Origin of the sequence: Stenotrophomonas hibiscicola ATCC 19867, from assembly GCF_000382065.1 — a bacterium.
GTDB classification, from domain to species: domain Bacteria; phylum Pseudomonadota; class Gammaproteobacteria; order Xanthomonadales; family Xanthomonadaceae; genus Stenotrophomonas; species Stenotrophomonas hibiscicola.
On record NZ_KB907499.1, the window covers coordinates 191,926 to 207,607 of the forward strand.

At 66.3% G+C, this 15,682-nt stretch carries 13 protein-coding genes; 3 read left to right on the forward strand and 10 right to left on the reverse strand.

The genetic code is table 11. The annotated features are described in order from the left end of the window. Nucleotide 1: 1 nt before the first annotated feature. From G370_RS0105775 to G370_RS0105785, 3 genes are all read right to left on the reverse strand, one after another. Nucleotides 2-1,024 carry a cupin-like domain-containing protein gene (locus G370_RS0105775; RefSeq protein WP_019659739.1) on the reverse strand — a complete coding sequence of 341 codons (1,023 nt, stop codon included), beginning with the start codon at nucleotides 1,022-1,024 and terminating at the stop codon, nucleotides 2-4. 3 nt (nucleotides 1,025-1,027) lie between these two features. Next, complete coding sequence (locus tag G370_RS0105780) at nucleotides 1,028-1,786, reverse strand: SapC family protein (RefSeq protein WP_019659740.1); 759 nt, start codon at nucleotides 1,784-1,786, stop codon at nucleotides 1,028-1,030. A 129-nt stretch (nucleotides 1,787-1,915) separates the two neighbouring features. Beyond that, complete coding sequence (locus tag G370_RS0105785; protein ID WP_026346993.1) at nucleotides 1,916-5,044, reverse strand: TonB-dependent receptor; 3,129 nt, start codon at nucleotides 5,042-5,044, stop codon at nucleotides 1,916-1,918. Between the two features lie 421 nt (nucleotides 5,045-5,465). Between G370_RS0105785 and G370_RS0105790 the strand changes: the two genes are divergently transcribed. Continuing rightward, a complete protein-coding gene (locus tag G370_RS0105790; protein WP_019659742.1) occupies nucleotides 5,466-6,023 on the forward strand; it encodes a fasciclin domain-containing protein in 558 nt (185 codons plus the stop codon). A gap of 99 nt (nucleotides 6,024-6,122) precedes the next feature. On the opposite strand, the gene G370_RS0105795 is transcribed toward G370_RS0105790, so the two are convergent. After that, complete coding sequence (locus G370_RS0105795) at nucleotides 6,123-6,335, reverse strand: hypothetical protein (RefSeq protein ID WP_010485683.1); 213 nt, start codon at nucleotides 6,333-6,335, stop codon at nucleotides 6,123-6,125. Between the two features lie 106 nt (nucleotides 6,336-6,441). Further along, nucleotides 6,442-7,623: a serine hydrolase domain-containing protein gene (locus G370_RS0105800; RefSeq protein WP_019659743.1), complete on the reverse strand. Its 1,182-nt coding sequence runs from the start codon at nucleotides 7,621-7,623 to the stop codon at nucleotides 6,442-6,444. 294 nt (nucleotides 7,624-7,917) lie between these two features. On the opposite strand from G370_RS0105800, the gene G370_RS0105805 reads away from it, so the two are divergent. Next, entirely contained in the window at nucleotides 7,918-9,165 is a 1,248-nt protein-coding gene (locus G370_RS0105805; RefSeq protein WP_019659744.1) for an arsenic transporter, read from the forward strand. Between the two features lie 25 nt (nucleotides 9,166-9,190). Here the strand turns inward: G370_RS0105805 and G370_RS0105810 are convergent, their stop codons facing one another. The 5 genes from G370_RS0105810 to G370_RS0105830 all read right to left on the reverse strand — a co-directional run bounded on the left by G370_RS0105810 (nucleotide 9,191) and on the right by G370_RS0105830 (nucleotide 14,618). Further along, a complete protein-coding gene (locus G370_RS0105810) occupies nucleotides 9,191-10,621 on the reverse strand; it encodes an OprO/OprP family phosphate-selective porin (RefSeq protein WP_019659745.1) in 1,431 nt (476 codons plus the stop codon). 134 nt (nucleotides 10,622-10,755) lie between these two features. Next, the gene (locus tag G370_RS0105815; RefSeq protein ID WP_005409726.1) at nucleotides 10,756-11,532 is read right to left on the reverse strand and encodes an ABC transporter permease; all 777 of its coding nucleotides are present in this window, start codon (nucleotides 11,530-11,532) and stop codon (nucleotides 10,756-10,758) included. Next, nucleotides 11,516-12,349 (reverse strand): ABC transporter ATP-binding protein, encoded by an 834-nt coding sequence (locus G370_RS0105820; protein ID WP_014647218.1) that lies wholly within the window; start codon nucleotides 12,347-12,349, stop codon nucleotides 11,516-11,518. The genes G370_RS0105815 and G370_RS0105820 overlap by 17 nt, the downstream gene beginning before the upstream one ends. Nucleotides 12,350-12,362: 13 nt before the next feature. After that, nucleotides 12,363-13,421 carry an ABC transporter substrate-binding protein gene (locus G370_RS0105825; RefSeq protein ID WP_019659746.1) on the reverse strand — a complete coding sequence of 353 codons (1,059 nt, stop codon included), beginning with the start codon at nucleotides 13,419-13,421 and terminating at the stop codon, nucleotides 12,363-12,365. A gap of 75 nt (nucleotides 13,422-13,496) precedes the next feature. After that, nucleotides 13,497-14,618, reverse strand: coding sequence for a 4-oxalomesaconate tautomerase (locus tag G370_RS0105830; protein WP_019659747.1), 1,122 nt, complete (start codon nucleotides 14,616-14,618; stop codon nucleotides 13,497-13,499). 109 nt (nucleotides 14,619-14,727) lie between these two features. Between G370_RS0105830 and G370_RS0105835 the strand changes: the two genes are divergently transcribed. Beyond that, the gene (locus G370_RS0105835) at nucleotides 14,728-15,630 is read left to right on the forward strand and encodes a LysR family transcriptional regulator (RefSeq protein WP_010485668.1); all 903 of its coding nucleotides are present in this window, start codon (nucleotides 14,728-14,730) and stop codon (nucleotides 15,628-15,630) included. Nucleotides 15,631-15,682: the final 52 nt, after the last annotated feature.

A 15,682-nucleotide genomic window follows, 5' to 3' on the forward strand; every position in this document is an offset into this window, starting at 1 on the left:
CTCAACGGTTGAGCCTGCCCAGCAGCATCGCGCGCATGCGGCGGGCGCGCTGCTCGTCGAACGGTGCCAGATCTCCGCGCGCGGCGTCAGGCAGGTGCTGCCCCGCGCGCTCGCCGGGGCCGAATGCGTAGTAACGGAAGAGCCCTTCCCAGGCCTGCTTCTCACGCGCTGGCAGGTCGCGCACGGACCACATCGCGTGCTGCAGCGCCGCCAGCGGCGACCCCAGCCAGGCCGGCGAGCTTCGCCACCAGTAGTTCACCAGCACGTTGAACGGCTCCAGGCTGCGTACATGGTGCCACCACATGCTGGGAATGAAGATCGCATCGCCGGGTCCAAGTACCGCGCTGCGTGCATGCGCCAGCGCCTCGCGGAAACGTGGATGCCGATCGAAGTCGGGGCGCTCGAAGTCCACCACGCTGACCACCTGTCCGCCCGGCGTGGGATCGAGCGGGCCCGGATAGAGGTTGTCGATCTGGGCGGGCGGGAACAGCGTGAACTCGCGCTGCCCCACCGCGCAGCAGGCGAGGTTGTCGGGTGTGTCGAAATGGCACGAGGCCGTCACCCGGTTGCCGATCCAGATGCTGGCGGTGGCGTCGATGCCCTGCTTCGCCAGCCCGGCGTCGTTGGCCTGCGCGAATGCCGGCAGCAGTGCCCGCTCGATCGGCAGCGAGGCCACGTAATAGGTTGGCGGCCGAGGCGCATGCAGCGTCGTGGCGATCTCTTCCAGCACCTGGGCCAGACCGCCACGCCGCACTTCGAAGTTCAGCCGGGTGAAGTCCGCGCTGTAGAACGGGCGGCCCGCGATCTCGGGGCCGCCGAACGAGTACTGGATGGGCGCACCCGCATCGACGCTGCACAGGTACACCATCGCGTCGTGCACGCCGCCCAGTCCGGCCTGGACCAGTGGCCAACCGCTGGCGATGCCGCGCAGTACGACCGGCTCACCGGCGTCCACCAGGTCAGCCAATGGCAACGCGGCAGGATCGATGCCTTCCAGGATCCGCATCGGCAGGCTGGCGTGCACCGGTCAGTTCCTGACCGCCTGCGCGGTGCCGTCCTGGACGCGGAGGCGGCGCTGCTTCTCGGCGATCAGGCGGCGCATGTTATGCAGCGAGGCAAGCATCAGGTACGCACCTTCCAGGTAACCGGCGCGGTTCAACGCAGCCAGGCGCGAACTGTCCAGCGCCGCCAGGCGCTCGCGGTCGACGCCGTGCAATCCGCTCACGCCCACGCGGTGGTGTGGCGCGATCTGCACGTCGAGCGTGACCGGCTGGATGAGGCCGCAGTCGTCGAGCATCGCGAACATTGCGGCCGCGTACGCGCTGCCCTCGTGGATGCCGCGCAGCACGCCGGCGATGTGGTCCAGGTAGGGCGTGTTGCCGCCCTGCGGCAGGAACACCGGCTCACCGGCGCCGGCGGTGACGCGCGGATGGTCCAGGTCCACGTGCATCACCGCATCCTGGGTGAGCAGGCCATCCACGTAGTGCTCCTGGAACCCGATCAGGAACGGACCTTTGGCGGCCGCACCAGGCAGGTAGGAGGCATTCCAGCGCCCGTCCTGCAGGAACAGGTTCTCGTGTTGTTCGAAACCCAGCAGGGCCACGGACTGCCACGCTTCTGTCCCGCTTTCCCTGCGCAGGAAGATCGGATACTCACGCTGCAGTTCAGCGAACTCGCTGGGATAGGCCGGCACCATGCCCACCGCATCGCCGAACTGCGGCCCGAATCCGGTGGCGACCTTCAGGTCCCGATGCGCGATGTTGTTGAGCATTTCGTAGCGGGCCATCACGGTATCCAGTCCAATGCGGGTTGCTGGCCGGCAGGGTAGCGCAGGCTCGACAGGTGCGGCGACACCGTCCCGGCACGGCACCGCTGGCGGGCAGCGGTGCCGTGCCGGACGCATCGGCAACCAGGTTCAGAACTTGTAGCGGACGCCCAGCATGTAGCGCGGGCTCTGGTCTGCCAGCTTGACGATCATCTGCGACGTGCGCGAGCGCCACCGCACATCCTCACCGGTCAGGTTGATCGCCTCCAGGCTGAAGGACCAGTGGTCATCGAGCGCGTAGTTGACGCTGAGATCCCACTGCTCGTACGGCTCCACATAGTACGGATTGCGGCTGGAGCCCTGGTTGGCCAGGATCAGGTACTGATCGCGCCAGTTCCATGCCAGTCGCACCGACCACCCGTACTTCTCGTACATCAGCATGGCGTTGGCGGTGTCGCTCAGGCCGGTGAGCGAGAACTGGTCGATACCCGGATCGCCGCCGTTGTTGTAGCCGACATCACCTTTCACCACCGTGTAGTTGGCCAGTACGCCGAACCCGGTGTCACCGAAGAAGTACTGCCCGCCCAGCTCCCAGCCGTGCAGCTTGGACTTGTTCTGGTTGATCGGGCGATTGACGTTGAACTGGTACAGCGGATCGTTGGCCTGCCCATACAGATCGTAGGCCGCTTCGGTGGCCAGAACCTGCGCATCGGTTCCGTTGTAGGCGCCCAGGCCGGCAGGATTGTTGCGCAGCAACGCCAGTGCGGTGAACAGCGAGGTGTCGTTGGCCGAGCAGGCGGCCGCGTTGGCCGGCCCGACCTGGGCGACGCAGGCGCCGCTGGTCAGGAAGTCCAACGCCGCCCGTGCATCCGGCCCGGAGGTGGGGTCGGTGAGGCCGTACAGGCTTTCCTGGACGACGGTGTTGCCGATGAAGTTGCTGACCGACTTGTTCCAGTAGGTCAATGACACATAGCTGGCATCGGCGAAGTACCACTCCAGCCCCAGGTCGAGGTTGTCCGATTCCAGCGGCTTCAGGCTCGGGTTCTGGGAATTGCCGCTGGCGCGCGAGGAGGGATCGATCAGCACCGAGCCGAACGGCTGCTGGGCCCCGGGTCCTGCATAGAGATTGCCGTACGGCGCGCGGGCGATGCTTTTGCCAAACGACACACGGCCCTTCAGTTCCTCGGTGAGGTCGATGCTGAAATCGAGGTTGGGCAGGATGTAGCTGTACCGCGCCTTCTCCGTGAAGGGCTGCTGCTCATCGGACAGCACGATGCGGAAATCGTTGTTGGCCTGCCACTCGATGGATTCGGGAACGGCAATGACCGAGGTCGACACCACGTCGGTGGTTTCATAGCGCACGCCCAGGCGGGTGTTGGTGCGCATGCCGCCCAGTTCCCCGTCCAGTTCCACCTGGAAGTACGCCGCCTTGGTCTTCTCTTCCACGAAGTTGTCGGCCGCGCGTTGCGGATTCACGCCCAGGCCGACGCCGTACTCGCCAGATGCCCATTGCGCGAGCTGTCCGGCATTGCCGCGCCAGGCCGGCCAGCTGTTGGCACTGTAGTCGTCGAACAGGCCGACGATGCTGACCGGCTGCAGCAGGTCCATCAGGCCTGCGGCGGTATCCCGGTCCACGTTGGCCACGCCCCAGTCACCCAGGGTGGAGTAGGCCTCGGCGGCCTGGATGCGGTGGGTGGTGGACTTGTTGGTGTCCACGCCGAACTGGAAGCGGCCGTGGTCGAAGTTCCATTCGCCATCGACGCGCGCCTGCTTGATCTCGCTGATCTGGGTCTGCGCGTTGACGCGCAGCACCTGCGTGCCAACCTCGCCTTCCTGGAAGCCCGGGTTGACCACGCCATTGGTCCCGGCGACCGCATCGGCGGTGCTGGGATACCAGACCTGGGTGCCAACCGGCAGGCCATTGTTGAAGTTCAATTCCTGCACCCAGGAGCCGCCACAATGCGGGCCACGGGTGCAGTTGTTGGTGCCGGCGATGCTCATGAAGATCGAACCACCGCCGGTCAGCGGATCATTCGGGCGGCTCTCGTTCTTCGAGTTGTGCGCATCGAAGCTGAGCTTGAAGCGGTCGCTGACATTCCAGACGGCGTTGAAGCCCAGCGAGCCCAGCTTGTACTCCTGCATGCTGCGCTGCTGTTCCAGGCCGAAATCCTTGGTGCCGGCGATTTCACGGATGTATACCGGCGTCGCGACGGCGCCACTGGTGTCGAACTCGACGTTGGTGTAGTTGCTGTTCTGCAGCCACATGCCCTGCTCGCCGCGATTCTCGGTGATTTCGTTGGTCGAGTAGGTGTAATCCACGGTCAGGGTCAGGCTGTCCGTTGGTGCGAACTGCAGCACGGCCTGGCCGTTGACGCGTTCGCGTTCGAATTCGGAGAACGCGTAGCGCAGGTCGTTGGGCCGCGCGTAAAGCTGGCCGACGGCCGGGGCATTGACCACGGTCGGGTTGCCCGGCATCGACCCTGTCCACGGCTGCACGTTCCAGTAGTTCTCCGTGGCCTGCACCGAGCCACCCTTGCGCTTCTGCTGGCTCGCGCTGAGGCTGACGCCAAAGGTCTTTTCCGGATTGCTGTAGCTGAAGATGCCCGACAGCTCCGGTGTCAGGTCATTGTCGAACGGCTGGCTCTGGTCGGAGACCAGCTTCGCCCCGGCGTTGGCCACGATGCCGGCGTGATCGAGCGGGCGCGAGGTCAGGATATTGATCGTCGCGCCGATGCCACCGCTGGGCACCTGTGCCTGGCTGGTCTTGTAGACCTCGATGCCATTGATGGCCTCGGCGGCCAGTTGCGCGAAATTGAAGGCGCGGGTGCCGCCGTCGACACCGCCGATGGCCACCTGTCCGGAGGCACCGAACGCGTCCGCGCCCGGCATCTGCCGACCGTTGAGCGTGACCATGTTGAACTGCGGACCGAAGCCACGCGCGGTCACCTGCGCGCCCTCGCCGTCACGGCGCTCGATGGAGATGCCGGTGATGCGCTGCAACGACTCGGCAAGATTGGTATCGGGGAACTTGCCGATGTCCTCGGCACTGATCGCGTCGACCACGCCCGCCGAGTCGCGCTTGATGTCCATGGCCTGGCTCAGGCTGTTGCGTATGCCCGTGACCTGCACTGCATCAAGCTGGGTGGGTTGCGACTGGCTCTGCGGCTGCGGCCCGGTCGCCGGTGCGGCGTCCTGCGCAAAGGCGGGATTGATGACCAGGGCACCACCCACGAAGGTGAACATGGCCCGGGACCGGAACTTCGCCAACGCGCGGCTCATGAACCGGACCTCGGGCCCGGGGTGCCACGGAAACTGCAGGTGCTCATGAAAGTCCCCTCTGACATACGATCGAATGGATGTACCGCCCCCTCCCAGGGGCACGCACGGGCGTGGCCCGCATTCCAAACCGAACAGCACGGGTGCTCGGGCACGCCGCGACTTACACTTGCTTTTCAAGCCTGCCAGGACAAACACGCGGCAAAGAAGGCAGCCCCTGGACCTTGGATCCCCGTCCGACTGGTAGCGCTACCATAGCGTTGCAGCGGAGAGTAATCATCCCGGTTCGCGCTTGTCACCATGCAGCGCAGCAAACCAGCAGCGCGCGGCACAGCTCATGACCCGGCTGCTGCTGCATCCGGTCAGGCTCACCCGACGTAGGAAGGATGCCCGCACTTGCGGGTCATCCAGAAAGGAACGCACCGTGAACGCTCTTCAGCGCATCGCCGCCGCAGTCTGCTTCGCCCTACTCGTTTCGTCCGGCTCCTCAGTTTTCGCCGCCAACGCCGTCATCGTGGGCGGGGCAGAGATGTACCCCACCAGGACCATCGTCGAGAACGCCGTCAATTCCAAGGATCACACAACCCTCGTTGCAGCGGTCAAAGCAGCCGACCTGGTCGACACCCTCAACGGCGCCGGGCCCTTCACTGTTTTCGCGCCCACCAATGCGGCCTTCGAAAAATTGCCTGCAGGCACTGTCGATACGCTGGTGAAGCCGGAAAACAAGGCACAGCTGACCCGGATCCTGACCTACCACGTCGTCCCGGGCAGCTACAGTTCGGCGCAGCTTCTGGCCGATGCCCGCAAGCACGGCGGCAAGGCCACCCTCAAGACCGTGCAGGGTGAGCCTCTCACCGTGGCGCTCCACGATGGCAAGCTCTGGATCATCGACGCAAAGGGTGGCAAGGCAGGCATCAGCACTGCAGATGTCAGCCAGTCCAACGGCGTCATCCACGTGGTCGACACCGTGCTGATGCCCTAGTATGCGGCCTCATGCAACGGGCATCCGGCGCGATGCCCGTTGCCCGGACCGGTCATGCCGCCGTCAACATGCGGATGCGCGGCCGGCATGGCGCAGTGGCTACCACACCGGTCCCAGCAGCTTCGTCACTTCGGCCTCCAGTTTCTGCGCGGCCTCGTCCTGGGAGGCGACCTTGATGCACAACCCCGACTGTGCCGGTCCCGGCACCAGCTGGTAGCGGTTGATGGTGCCGCCACCTTCACCGTCCAGCGCTACCCGCGCCACTACCGTTCGGCCATTGGCGTGGAAGGTCCAGTCCTGATAATCAAACATGCTTCAGTAGGTGTGCGGCCAAGATGTCATCCCACTTTAGGCGGCACGCCAGTGAAGAACGCTCCAGGAAGATGTTCAGCGCGCGTGGACATGATGGCGACAGGGCCTATTGCAGTGTCCGCGCCAACTGCAGGACATCGGCGAAGAAGGAGGGATAGTCGTCCTGTGGAGCGCTGTGGCTCTCGCGCCGGTGGATCAGGCGCACTGCGACGACACGCTGTTCCGGAATGATCATCATGTATTGGCCCAGGTAGCCGTTGGCGGCGAAGCCGACGGCCGGCCCCCGTGTGATGTCGTAGAGATCGGCAAGCTTCAGCCCTCGCCCGGAGATTTGGCTGCCGTAACGCTGCGACCAGTCCGCGCCCAACTGATCGGCAAGGAAGGCCACCAGCGCGCTGCGGCTTTCGAATGCACGCCCTGCACTGGCCTGCAGTGCGCGCTGCACGTCGTCGTCCACCCTCCTTTGCACCAGCAGATCCTGTAGCCGGGGCTTGAGCTGGTAGCGTTCCCAGGCCGGTACCCGCCACCATAGCAGCCCAACATCTGGCGCACGGGCGCTTTCGGTCGTCATCAACGCGACCGACTGCTCACTCAGGAGACGTTTGCCATCCGGCGCCACGCCTCTGTCCAGCAACAGTTGCCCGATGGCGGCAAGATCGGCCGCGCGCAGGGACAGCCCGGCCATGCCCAGCGGGGTGCCTGCCTCATCCTTCATCCAGGTGTAGTGGGCAATGCCCAGGGGCTTGAACAGGCGCGCGTCCACATAGGCATCCAGCGGCTCGCCTGCCAGGCGCTCGACAATACCGGGCAGCAGGTTGGTGGCCTTGTTGTTGTAGGAGAACACGGTACCCGGGGCATCGCTCAGCTCGGCGGCCAGTGCCAGCCTGACCAGGTCCTGGGCCCCTTCCAGCTCTTCGCCCGCGTTCGCCACGTTCTGCAGGCCCGAGGTATGGTCCAGCAGCATGCGCACGGTAATGGCGCGCTTCCTGCCCTGATTCCATTCGGGATAGATCTGGCTGACCGGCGTATCGATCGAAGCCAGCTTTCCTTCGTCCAGCAGCAACGCAATGGCCAGCGCGACGACCGACTTGGTGGCCGACATCAGGTGAACCGATTCCTGCCCCGCGGCGGGCTTCAGCTCAAGCAGCGTTTCCCGGTCGTGCATCACCAGGACCGCATCGGAATGCGCGGCGCGCGCGTTGCGCTCGATCGCGGCAAGGGCTTCGGCACGCGTCGCCGCTTGGGTGGGCCCGGCGATGCCAAACACCAGGGCCAGGGCGCAGGACAACCAGCAGGATCTTGGCATCGCCATCTCGTCCAATGAGCGTGTGTGCAGTTTGACTACATGTGTAGTCAAACTGCAGTGCCTGAAGTCATGCCGCGCTTGAGTGCTGAAGGTGGGCTGGGCGCCGCCCCGGCCCACCTGCAGCGCGGTCGACTGCAGCGGTCGCCATGCCGCGCCGCACGGTATGATGCGGCGACCCGGAACCTGCGATGATTGCAGCGGCCGCCCATCCGCTGATCGCGCGCGCCAGGACCCCCTGCGCCGGGGTCGCTGCCGGTGCCGCTGAAGCCCCACTCCATGCTCGCCCCCCAAGCCCCCCTCGTGATCTGGGCAGCGGTCGCCGTTGCCACCATCGGCCTGCTGTTCCGTCCTTTCCGCATCCCCGAATATGTGTGGGCGTTGTGCGCTGCCGCCCTCTTGCCGTTGCTGGGCGCGGTGTCGCTGCACACCGCATGGGGCGCGGTGGCCGAAGGCCGCGACGTCTACCTCTTCCTGGTCGGCATGATGATGCTGGCCGAACTGGCGCGGCGCGAAGGCCTGTTCGATTGGGTGGCGTTGTACGCGGTCCGGCATGCGGGCGGATCCGGGCGACGCCTGTTCGACCTGGTATTCCTGGTCGGCACGCTGGTGACGGTGTTCCTGTCCAACGATGCAACGGCCGTGGTGCTGACCCCGGCGGTCTACGCCGCCTGCAAGGCGGCGCGCGCCAATCCCCTGCCCTACCTGTTCGTCTGTGCATTCATCGCCAATGCGGCCAGCTTCGTGCTGCCCATTTCCAATCCGGCCAACCTGGTGGTGTACGGCCAGCACATGCCGCCGCTGCTGCAGTGGCTGGCGCAGTTCGCGCTGCCGTCGGCGGCGGCGATCGGTGCCACCTACCTGGTCCTGCGCTGGGTGCACCGGCGCGAGATCGCCCAGCCGCTGGTGGCCGCGCCGGCGCATCGCCCGCTGACCGACGGCGGCCGGCTGAGCGCACTGGGCGTGCTGTTCACCGGCACCGTGTTGCTGGTCACGTCCGCCTTGAACGGGCCATTGGGCCTGACCACGTTCTGCGCGGGCACGCTGAGTGTGGCGGTGGTGGCGATCCGTCAGCGGCGCAGCCCGCTGCCACTGCTGCGCCACGTGTCCTGGGGCGTGCTGCCGCTGGTGGCGGGACTGTTCGTGCTGGTGGAAGCGGTGGCGCAGACCGGTGTCATCCAGAGCGCGGCCAGCGCACTGCAGGCCGTGGCGCAGGCATCTCCCCGCCAGGCCAGCTGGCTGGCCGGTGGCGCGGCCGCGCTGCTGAGCAACGTGGCCAACAATCTGCCGATCGGCCTGGCCGCCGGTTCGCTGGGCCAGATGGCTGAACTGCCCGCACAGACCCGTGCCGCACTGCTGATCGGCGTGGACCTGGGCCCGAACCTGTCGGTGACCGGCTCGCTGGCCACGATGCTGTGGCTGGTGGCGCTGCGTCGCGAAGGCGAGCATGTCAGCGCGCTCGACTTCCTGCGCGTCGGCGCGCTGGTGATGTCGCCTGCACTCATCGCTGCGTTGTTGCTGCTGTGACCAGAATGCAGGCGGCGGCCCGGCCCTAGAAGGCCAACTGCAGACGGGTATTGAAGGTGGTGCCTTCATCCCTGCCCGCAGCACTGCCGCTGCGGTGGCGGGTCTGCCAGCGCACGGCTTCGAACATCACCCGGCTGAAATCGTTGAGGTACCAGTTCGCGCCCAGTGTCCACGCGTGGCCGGTACCACCACTGGGCAGTTCGGCATAGTCCACGTCCTCATAGCGGCCCTTCAGCTCCCACGCGCCACTGCCGCCGCGCGTCACCGGATCGGCCACCTTTACCTTGCCCCACGTGCCGTTGCCCGAGTAGGACGGCAGCGCGCCCGCCAGGAACCAGCCAGCGGAGATCGCCCACGCCTCGTGGTCGCGATCATAGCGCCCGCCGGCATCGGCCCCGCGCAGGCTTCGCGTACCCCACTCGCCGGTTGCCCACGCCGGGCCGAAGAAGCCGGCCAGTTCCGCACCGTAGGCGGTGCTGCGCTCGGCGCCCACCAGCGTGCCCGGTGTGATCCTGACCAAATCGTTGAAATGCCCCGCGATGGCCGAACTGCGCACCACGCCGGTGGCCCCGGCGGGAATCTCCTCGTGGAAGGCCCATGCGCCCAGATGCACCGTGGCGTCGGCAGTGTCCAGCGGATTCCAGTGGACGCGGGTGGCCCAGGTCTGGCTGTCGTTGTCGGTGCCGGCGTTGTTGAGGTCGTTGCCGGCTACCGACAGGCTGGCATGCCAGCCCTTTCCATACACCCGCTCGGTGAGCCCGACACCGAACAGGCCGCGCTGCGGCAGCATCAGCGTGCCGACCACGTTGCGGTCCTGGAACGGCGTGTTGGACGTGCTGCTGGAGCCGTCGATACCCCGGTCATTGAGGCGGTTGCCCACGGTCAGGTCGGCCGGCAGCCCGAACAGGCGGTGGTCCACGGTGGCGTAGACCGACTTCCACGCCACCGCGTTGTCCGCGAAGTCACCTTCCACCGCCCAGCCGAGGATACCGTAGCGGCCTTCGGCGCCCAGCCGCACCGAGCGGATCTCGGTACCGGCGATGTTGCGGTCACTCACTGAGGATCCGTCGGTGCTGGATGCGTCGACGAACAGGCGTCCGCGCGGACGGAACGCCACGGCGCCATCGGCACTGCTGAACTCCGGCGCACCCTTGGCCCAGGAGACCTTCGGCAGCCTGGACTGGCTGGTTTCGAGTGCGGCCACCCGCGTTTCCAGCGCAGGCGGGGGCGGCGTTGACGGTGCGCTCGCACTGCCCTGCCCGCCCTCGACGGCGCGGAGGCGTGCTTCCAGTTGCTGGATCTGCAGTGCCTGCTGCTGCACCAGGCGTGACAGCTCAGCCTGGCTCAGCGGCGCGGGCAGCGAGGACGTGGACTGTGCGCCAGCATGGCCGCTGGCCAACAGCAGGCCGAGCGCGACCGGCAGCGCTGCCAGCGGCAGCACGGTGGAAGGGTTCATGGGCTCTCTCTCCGGCCAGCCGGCCCCCTGGCCCGGCGCTGGCCTGTTGCGGTGGTGCGGGGGAAGATCGGGGTAGGAAGCGCACGCCGCCGGATCGGCCCGGCGGCGCGGCAGGCGGGCTCAGCCCGTCCGGGTCAGCTGGTGGCCTGTGCCTGGGCGTTGGGACGCCAGGTGATCAGCTTGTTCTCGACCACGTCCAGCAGCGCGTCGATGACCAGCACGAAGGCGGCCAGGATGATGATGCCGGCGAACACACCCACAGCGTTGAAGTTGCCTTCTGCCTGCGCGATCAGGTAGCCCAGGCCCGCCGAGGCGCCGAGGTATTCGCCGATGATCGCACCGACCACGGCAAAGCCGACCGAAGTACGCAGCGAAGACAGGATCCAGCTCGCCGCTGCGGGGAAGTAGACATGGCGCAGCAGGTCACTGCGGCTCGCCCCCAGGATGCGGGCATTGGCCAGCACCACCGGATTCACCTCGCGCACGCCCTGCATGGCATTGAAGAACGTGGTGAAGAACACCAGCGTGACCGCCAGCGCCACCTTCGACCACAGCCCCAGGCCCAGCCACAGCACGAAAATCGGCGCCAGCACCACGCGCGGAATCGCGTTGAAGCCCTTGATGAAGGGATCGAGGATGCGTGCCGAGCGGCGGCTCAGGCCGAGCCAGACGCCGCCGGCCACACCCAGGCCGGTGCCGATGATGTAGCCCAGCGCGGTTTCGGTCAGCGTGATGTAGACATGCTGATAGAACGACGTATCGGACAGCCAGGTCCAGGCCTGCTGCACGATGGCGGTTGGCGATGGGAAGAAGAACGGATCGATCACGCCCAGCGCGATGCCGCCTTCCCAGCCACCGAACACGGCGACCACCAGCGCGAGCTGGATGAACTTGTCAGTCTTGGCGTGCATAGCTCTTCTCCACTTCGCCGCGCAGGCAGGCCCAGATGTCGCGGTACAGGTCGGTGAAACGGTCATCCAGCTTGATTTCGGCCACGTTCCTCGGCCGTTCCAGATCCACATCGAAACTGCGCACCACGCGGCTGGCCGGGCCGGAGGACAGCACCACCACGCGGTCGCCCAAGGCGATCGCTTCTTCCAGGTCGTGGGTGATCAGGATCACCGAGCGCCGGTCCTCCTGCCACAGGCGCAGCAGCTCGTTCTGCATCAGGTGCCGGGTATGGATGTCCAGCGCCGAGAACGGTTCATCCATCAGGATCACCTTCGGCTCGACGATCAACGCCTGGGCCATCTGCACGCGCTTGCGCTGGCCACCGGACAGCTGGTGCGGGTAGCGATGCTCGAAGCCGGCCAGGCCGACCTTGGCCAGCCAAGCGTTGGCCTTGGCCTTGCGTTCGGCCTCGGGCACACCACGGAAGCGCAGGCCGAGTTCAACATTCTGGTACGCGGTCTTCCACGGGAGCAGCGCGTCCTGCTGGAACAGGTAGCCGACCGACTCCTGCACGCCGCTGACGGCACGGCCATCGATGCTGACCTGGCCCGACGACGGCTTCAGCAGGCCCGCCACGGAATTGAGGATGGTGCTCTTGCCGCAGCCGGTCGGCCCGACGATGGCAAGGAACTCGCCGTCACCCACCTGGATGTCGACATCGCGTACGGCGGTGAATTCGCCGAAGGACATGGTCACCTTGTTGATGGCGACCATGGTCTGTGCAGGCTCCAGCTGCGGCGCGCCATTGAACTGGCGCACGGTGGCATTGAGGGCCATGGGTTACCTCCGCTTACGGTTGGGCAGCCGGCGCCGCAGCGTTGGCACGCTCGACGAAGGCATTGGTGTAGGTCCGGGACAGATCGATATCGGCCTTGGCGACATCCGTGTTGAACTCACGCAGCACCTTCAGCGGTGTTTCCAGATCGGCAGGCGTGAAGTGACCGTCCCGGGTGAAGATCGCGCGCGCGTTCTCCACCGCGCGGGCATAGGTGGCGCGGTCACCGGAGACGTAGCTGTCCGGCAGCGCAGCGACGATGTCTTCAGCACTGTTGTCGGCGATGAACTTCAAGGCCATCTGCTCGGCGCGGGCGATCTTCTCGGCCGCTTCGGGGCGCTTGTCCAGGAAGGTCTGGTTGGCGTACATCACCGAGGTCGGGTACAGACCGCCATAGACTTGGCGGGCGCCGTCGTCGCTGCGCGCGTCGAGGAGGATCCTGCCGACCTTGCGCTCGGTGATCAGGGTGGCGGCGGGATCATAGTTGACCAGCAGGTCGATCTTGCCCTGCTCCAGCGCGGCCACTGCTGCGGCGCCCGAGCCGACCCCGATCAATGAGATGCTGTCGGCCGGAATATCGTGCTGGGCGAGGAAGTGACGGACGAAGAAGTCGGACGAGGAGCCCGGTGCGGTGATCCCGACCTTCTGGCCCTTGATGGTCTCCGGGCGCGCCGGATCGAAGGTGGCATCCTCGCGGCCGGCCATCACCAGGCCGGAGTTGCGCGAGAGCAGTACGAAGGCCACCACGTCCTTGCCCTTGGCCTGCATCTGGATGGTGTGGTCGTAGAAGCCGACGGCTACGTCGGTGGAATTGGCCACCAGCGCCTGCAGCACCTTGGAGCCGCCCTGGGCGAAGTTCTCGGTCTTCACCTGCAGGCCGACGTCCTTGAAGTAGCCCTTGGCGTCGGCAATGAAGAACGGCAGGTTGTTGAGGTTGTAGGAGCCGACGCTGATGCGCACCGGTGCGTTGTCGCTGCTGCCGGCGGCCGCGCCTTCCACGCGCCCGCTGTTGCTGCATCCGGCCGCGGCCAGCCCGGCCACGCACAGCGCGGCCATCAAGAACTGCTTGTACATCATCCCTCCCAGGAGTGAAGCATCTACGTTGTAATGGCGGGCATGCGCGTCTACGCAGGCCCGTCCGGGTTCAGATCATGCCGCTGACGTCCATTGGCGGGCTTGGGTGGCACTGGCCGTGGCGGGCGCGGGCGAAGTCGCGTACACGCGCCCCTCGAACAAGCGGCGTGCGGTGCGGACCACGCTGGCAATCACCGGCGAATCGCCCGAGCTGCGACTGAGGCCCACCTCCAGGGCCCCACTCGGATGTTCGAGGGTAATGCTGCCGGGAACGGACCGGCATCCGACCAAAGTGTGGGCCAGCGTGCCCGGCGTGACGGCGGCGGTGGCCAGGCCGACCGCGCCGGTAATGGCCAGTGCGGTGTGGCATTGGTGCGGCATGAAATAGCGCACCTGCAGATCGCCGCCCTGTTGCGGCGCCGACAGCAGCACCGGCTTGGGAATGACCTTGTTGCCGGCGTCGGCGATGCCCATGCGGGCGCCCGCCTCGATGCGCAGCGCTTCCAGCCGGCGCATGAACGCCGCGTCCGCGTTCAGTTCGGCGGGCGAGGCATCACCGCGCACGCCCAGATCTTCGGCACGCACCAGCATCATCGGCATGGCGCAGTCCACCAGGCTGGCCGGCACGCCATTGATGGTTTCCTGCGCATGCCCGCTGGGCAGCAGCTTGCCGGTGCGGGCGCCTGCCGCATCAAGGAAGGACAGCCTGACCGGCGCGGCTGAGCCCGGCGCGCCGGCAATGCGCGTATCACCGCGGTAGGCCACATTGCCGCCCGGCGTTTCCACCGTGGCGATGATCAACTTGCCGGTGTTGACGTTGTGGATGCGCACTTCGGTCTGCGGATCCTGCGCCTGCACCAGCCCACGCTCGATGGCATACGGGCCTACGGCCGCCAGCATGTTGCCGCAGTTGGGCGAGGTATCCACCACTTGCTGCTCGACCCGTACCTGGGCGAACAGGTAGTCGACATCGGCGTCCGGGCGGCTGGAGCGGTCGATGATCGCCACCTTGCTGGTCAGCGCGTTGCCACCGCCGATGCCGTCGATCTGCAGCGGATGTCCCGAGCCCATCACTTCCAGCAGCAGGCGATCGCGTTCGGCGGTGTCCGCCGGCAGGTCGCTGGCCAGGAAGAACGGGCCCTTGGAGGTGCCGCCGCGCATGAGCACGCAGGGAATGCTGAGCAGATCGTTGGACATACGTGTGCTAGATTGATGCGTATCGGGGATGAATGACCCCTCTGTGATTCGATACTGGCATGACCCCAATTGATCTGTGAATTGCTGATTTTTGGATGATTGATACCTGATGAGCATCAATTGCGAAATCCTCGATCTGCGTGCGTTCCTGCTGGTGTCGGAGACACGCAGCTTTCATCGGGCCGCGGAAATCCTTCACGTCTCCCAGCCCGCACTCAGCCGCCGGATCCAGAAACTGGAGCAGGCGGTGGGCTCGCCGCTGCTGGAGCGCACCACGCGCAGCGTCAGTACCACCGCCGTCGGCGAGAACCTGCTGCCACTGGTGCGCCGCATGCTGGAGGAATTCGATGGATCACTGTTCTCGCTGCGCGGCCGCGAAGACACCCGCGGCGCGACAGTGACCATCGCCTGCCTGCCGACGGCGGCGTTCTACTTCCTGCCCAGCGTGATGGCGCGTTTCCACGAAGCGCACCCGAACGTTCGCTTCCGCATTCTGGATATCCCGGCCACGGAGGGTCTGCAGGCAGTGGAACGTGGCGAAGTCGAGTTCGGCATCAACTTCATGGGCGCCAACGATCCGAATCTCGACTTCGACGTGCTGGCTGAGGACCCCTTCGTCCTCGCCTGCCGGCGCGATCATCCGCTGGCCCGCAAGCGCAAAGTGGAATGGGCTGATCTGGCCGAGCACCAGCTGATCACCGTGCATCGCACCAGCGGCAACCGCACGCTGCTGGACGGCGCGCTGGCGCGCGAGAACCTCAAGTTGAGCTGGCACTACGAAGTGACCCACCTGTCGACGTCACTGGGCATGGTCGAGGCGGGCATCGGCGTGTCGGTGCTACCGAAGATGGCCACGCCAGATGGGGATCACCCCACCCTGGTGACTCGCGCGATCGGCAACCCGGTGGTGTCGCGCACGATCGGCATCGTCCGCCGCCGCGGCGCCCTGCTCTCGCCCACGGCGGAGCGATTCCTGCAGATGCTGATGAGCCAGTGGCGTGGGGAGGCGTGAGCAGTCCCGCAGTTCACGCACCCATCCGTTCCGGCACACTGGGCGCTGACAG

What these genes read in the sequence shown, in the direction of transcription:
- G370_RS0105795 (WP_010485683.1), bottom strand. Translation starts at nt 6,335, where the DNA reads ATGTTTGATTATCAGGACTGGACCTTCCACGCCAATGGCCGAACGGTA.
- G370_RS0105780 (WP_019659740.1), bottom strand. Translation starts at nt 1,786, where the DNA reads ATGGCCCGCTACGAAATGCTCAACAACATCGCGCATCGGGACCTGAAG.
- G370_RS0105820 (WP_014647218.1), bottom strand. Translation starts at nt 12,349, where the DNA reads ATGGCCCTCAATGCCACCGTGCGCCAGTTCAATGGCGCGCCGCAGCTG.
- G370_RS0105810 (WP_019659745.1), bottom strand. Translation starts at nt 10,621, where the DNA reads ATGAACCCTTCCACCGTGCTGCCGCTGGCAGCGCTGCCGGTCGCGCTC.
- G370_RS0105830 (WP_019659747.1), bottom strand. Translation starts at nt 14,618, where the DNA reads ATGTCCAACGATCTGCTCAGCATTCCCTGCGTGCTCATGCGCGGCGGC.
- G370_RS0105825 (WP_019659746.1), bottom strand. Translation starts at nt 13,421, where the DNA reads ATGTACAAGCAGTTCTTGATGGCCGCGCTGTGCGTGGCCGGGCTGGCC.
- G370_RS0105815 (WP_005409726.1), bottom strand. Translation starts at nt 11,532, where the DNA reads ATGCACGCCAAGACTGACAAGTTCATCCAGCTCGCGCTGGTGGTCGCC.
- G370_RS0105805 (WP_019659744.1), top strand. Translation starts at nt 7,918, where the DNA reads ATGCTCGCCCCCCAAGCCCCCCTCGTGATCTGGGCAGCGGTCGCCGTT.
- G370_RS0105785 (WP_026346993.1), bottom strand. Translation starts at nt 5,044, where the DNA reads ATGAGCCGCGCGTTGGCGAAGTTCCGGTCCCGGGCCATGTTCACCTTC.
- G370_RS0105835 (WP_010485668.1), top strand. Translation starts at nt 14,728, where the DNA reads ATGAGCATCAATTGCGAAATCCTCGATCTGCGTGCGTTCCTGCTGGTG.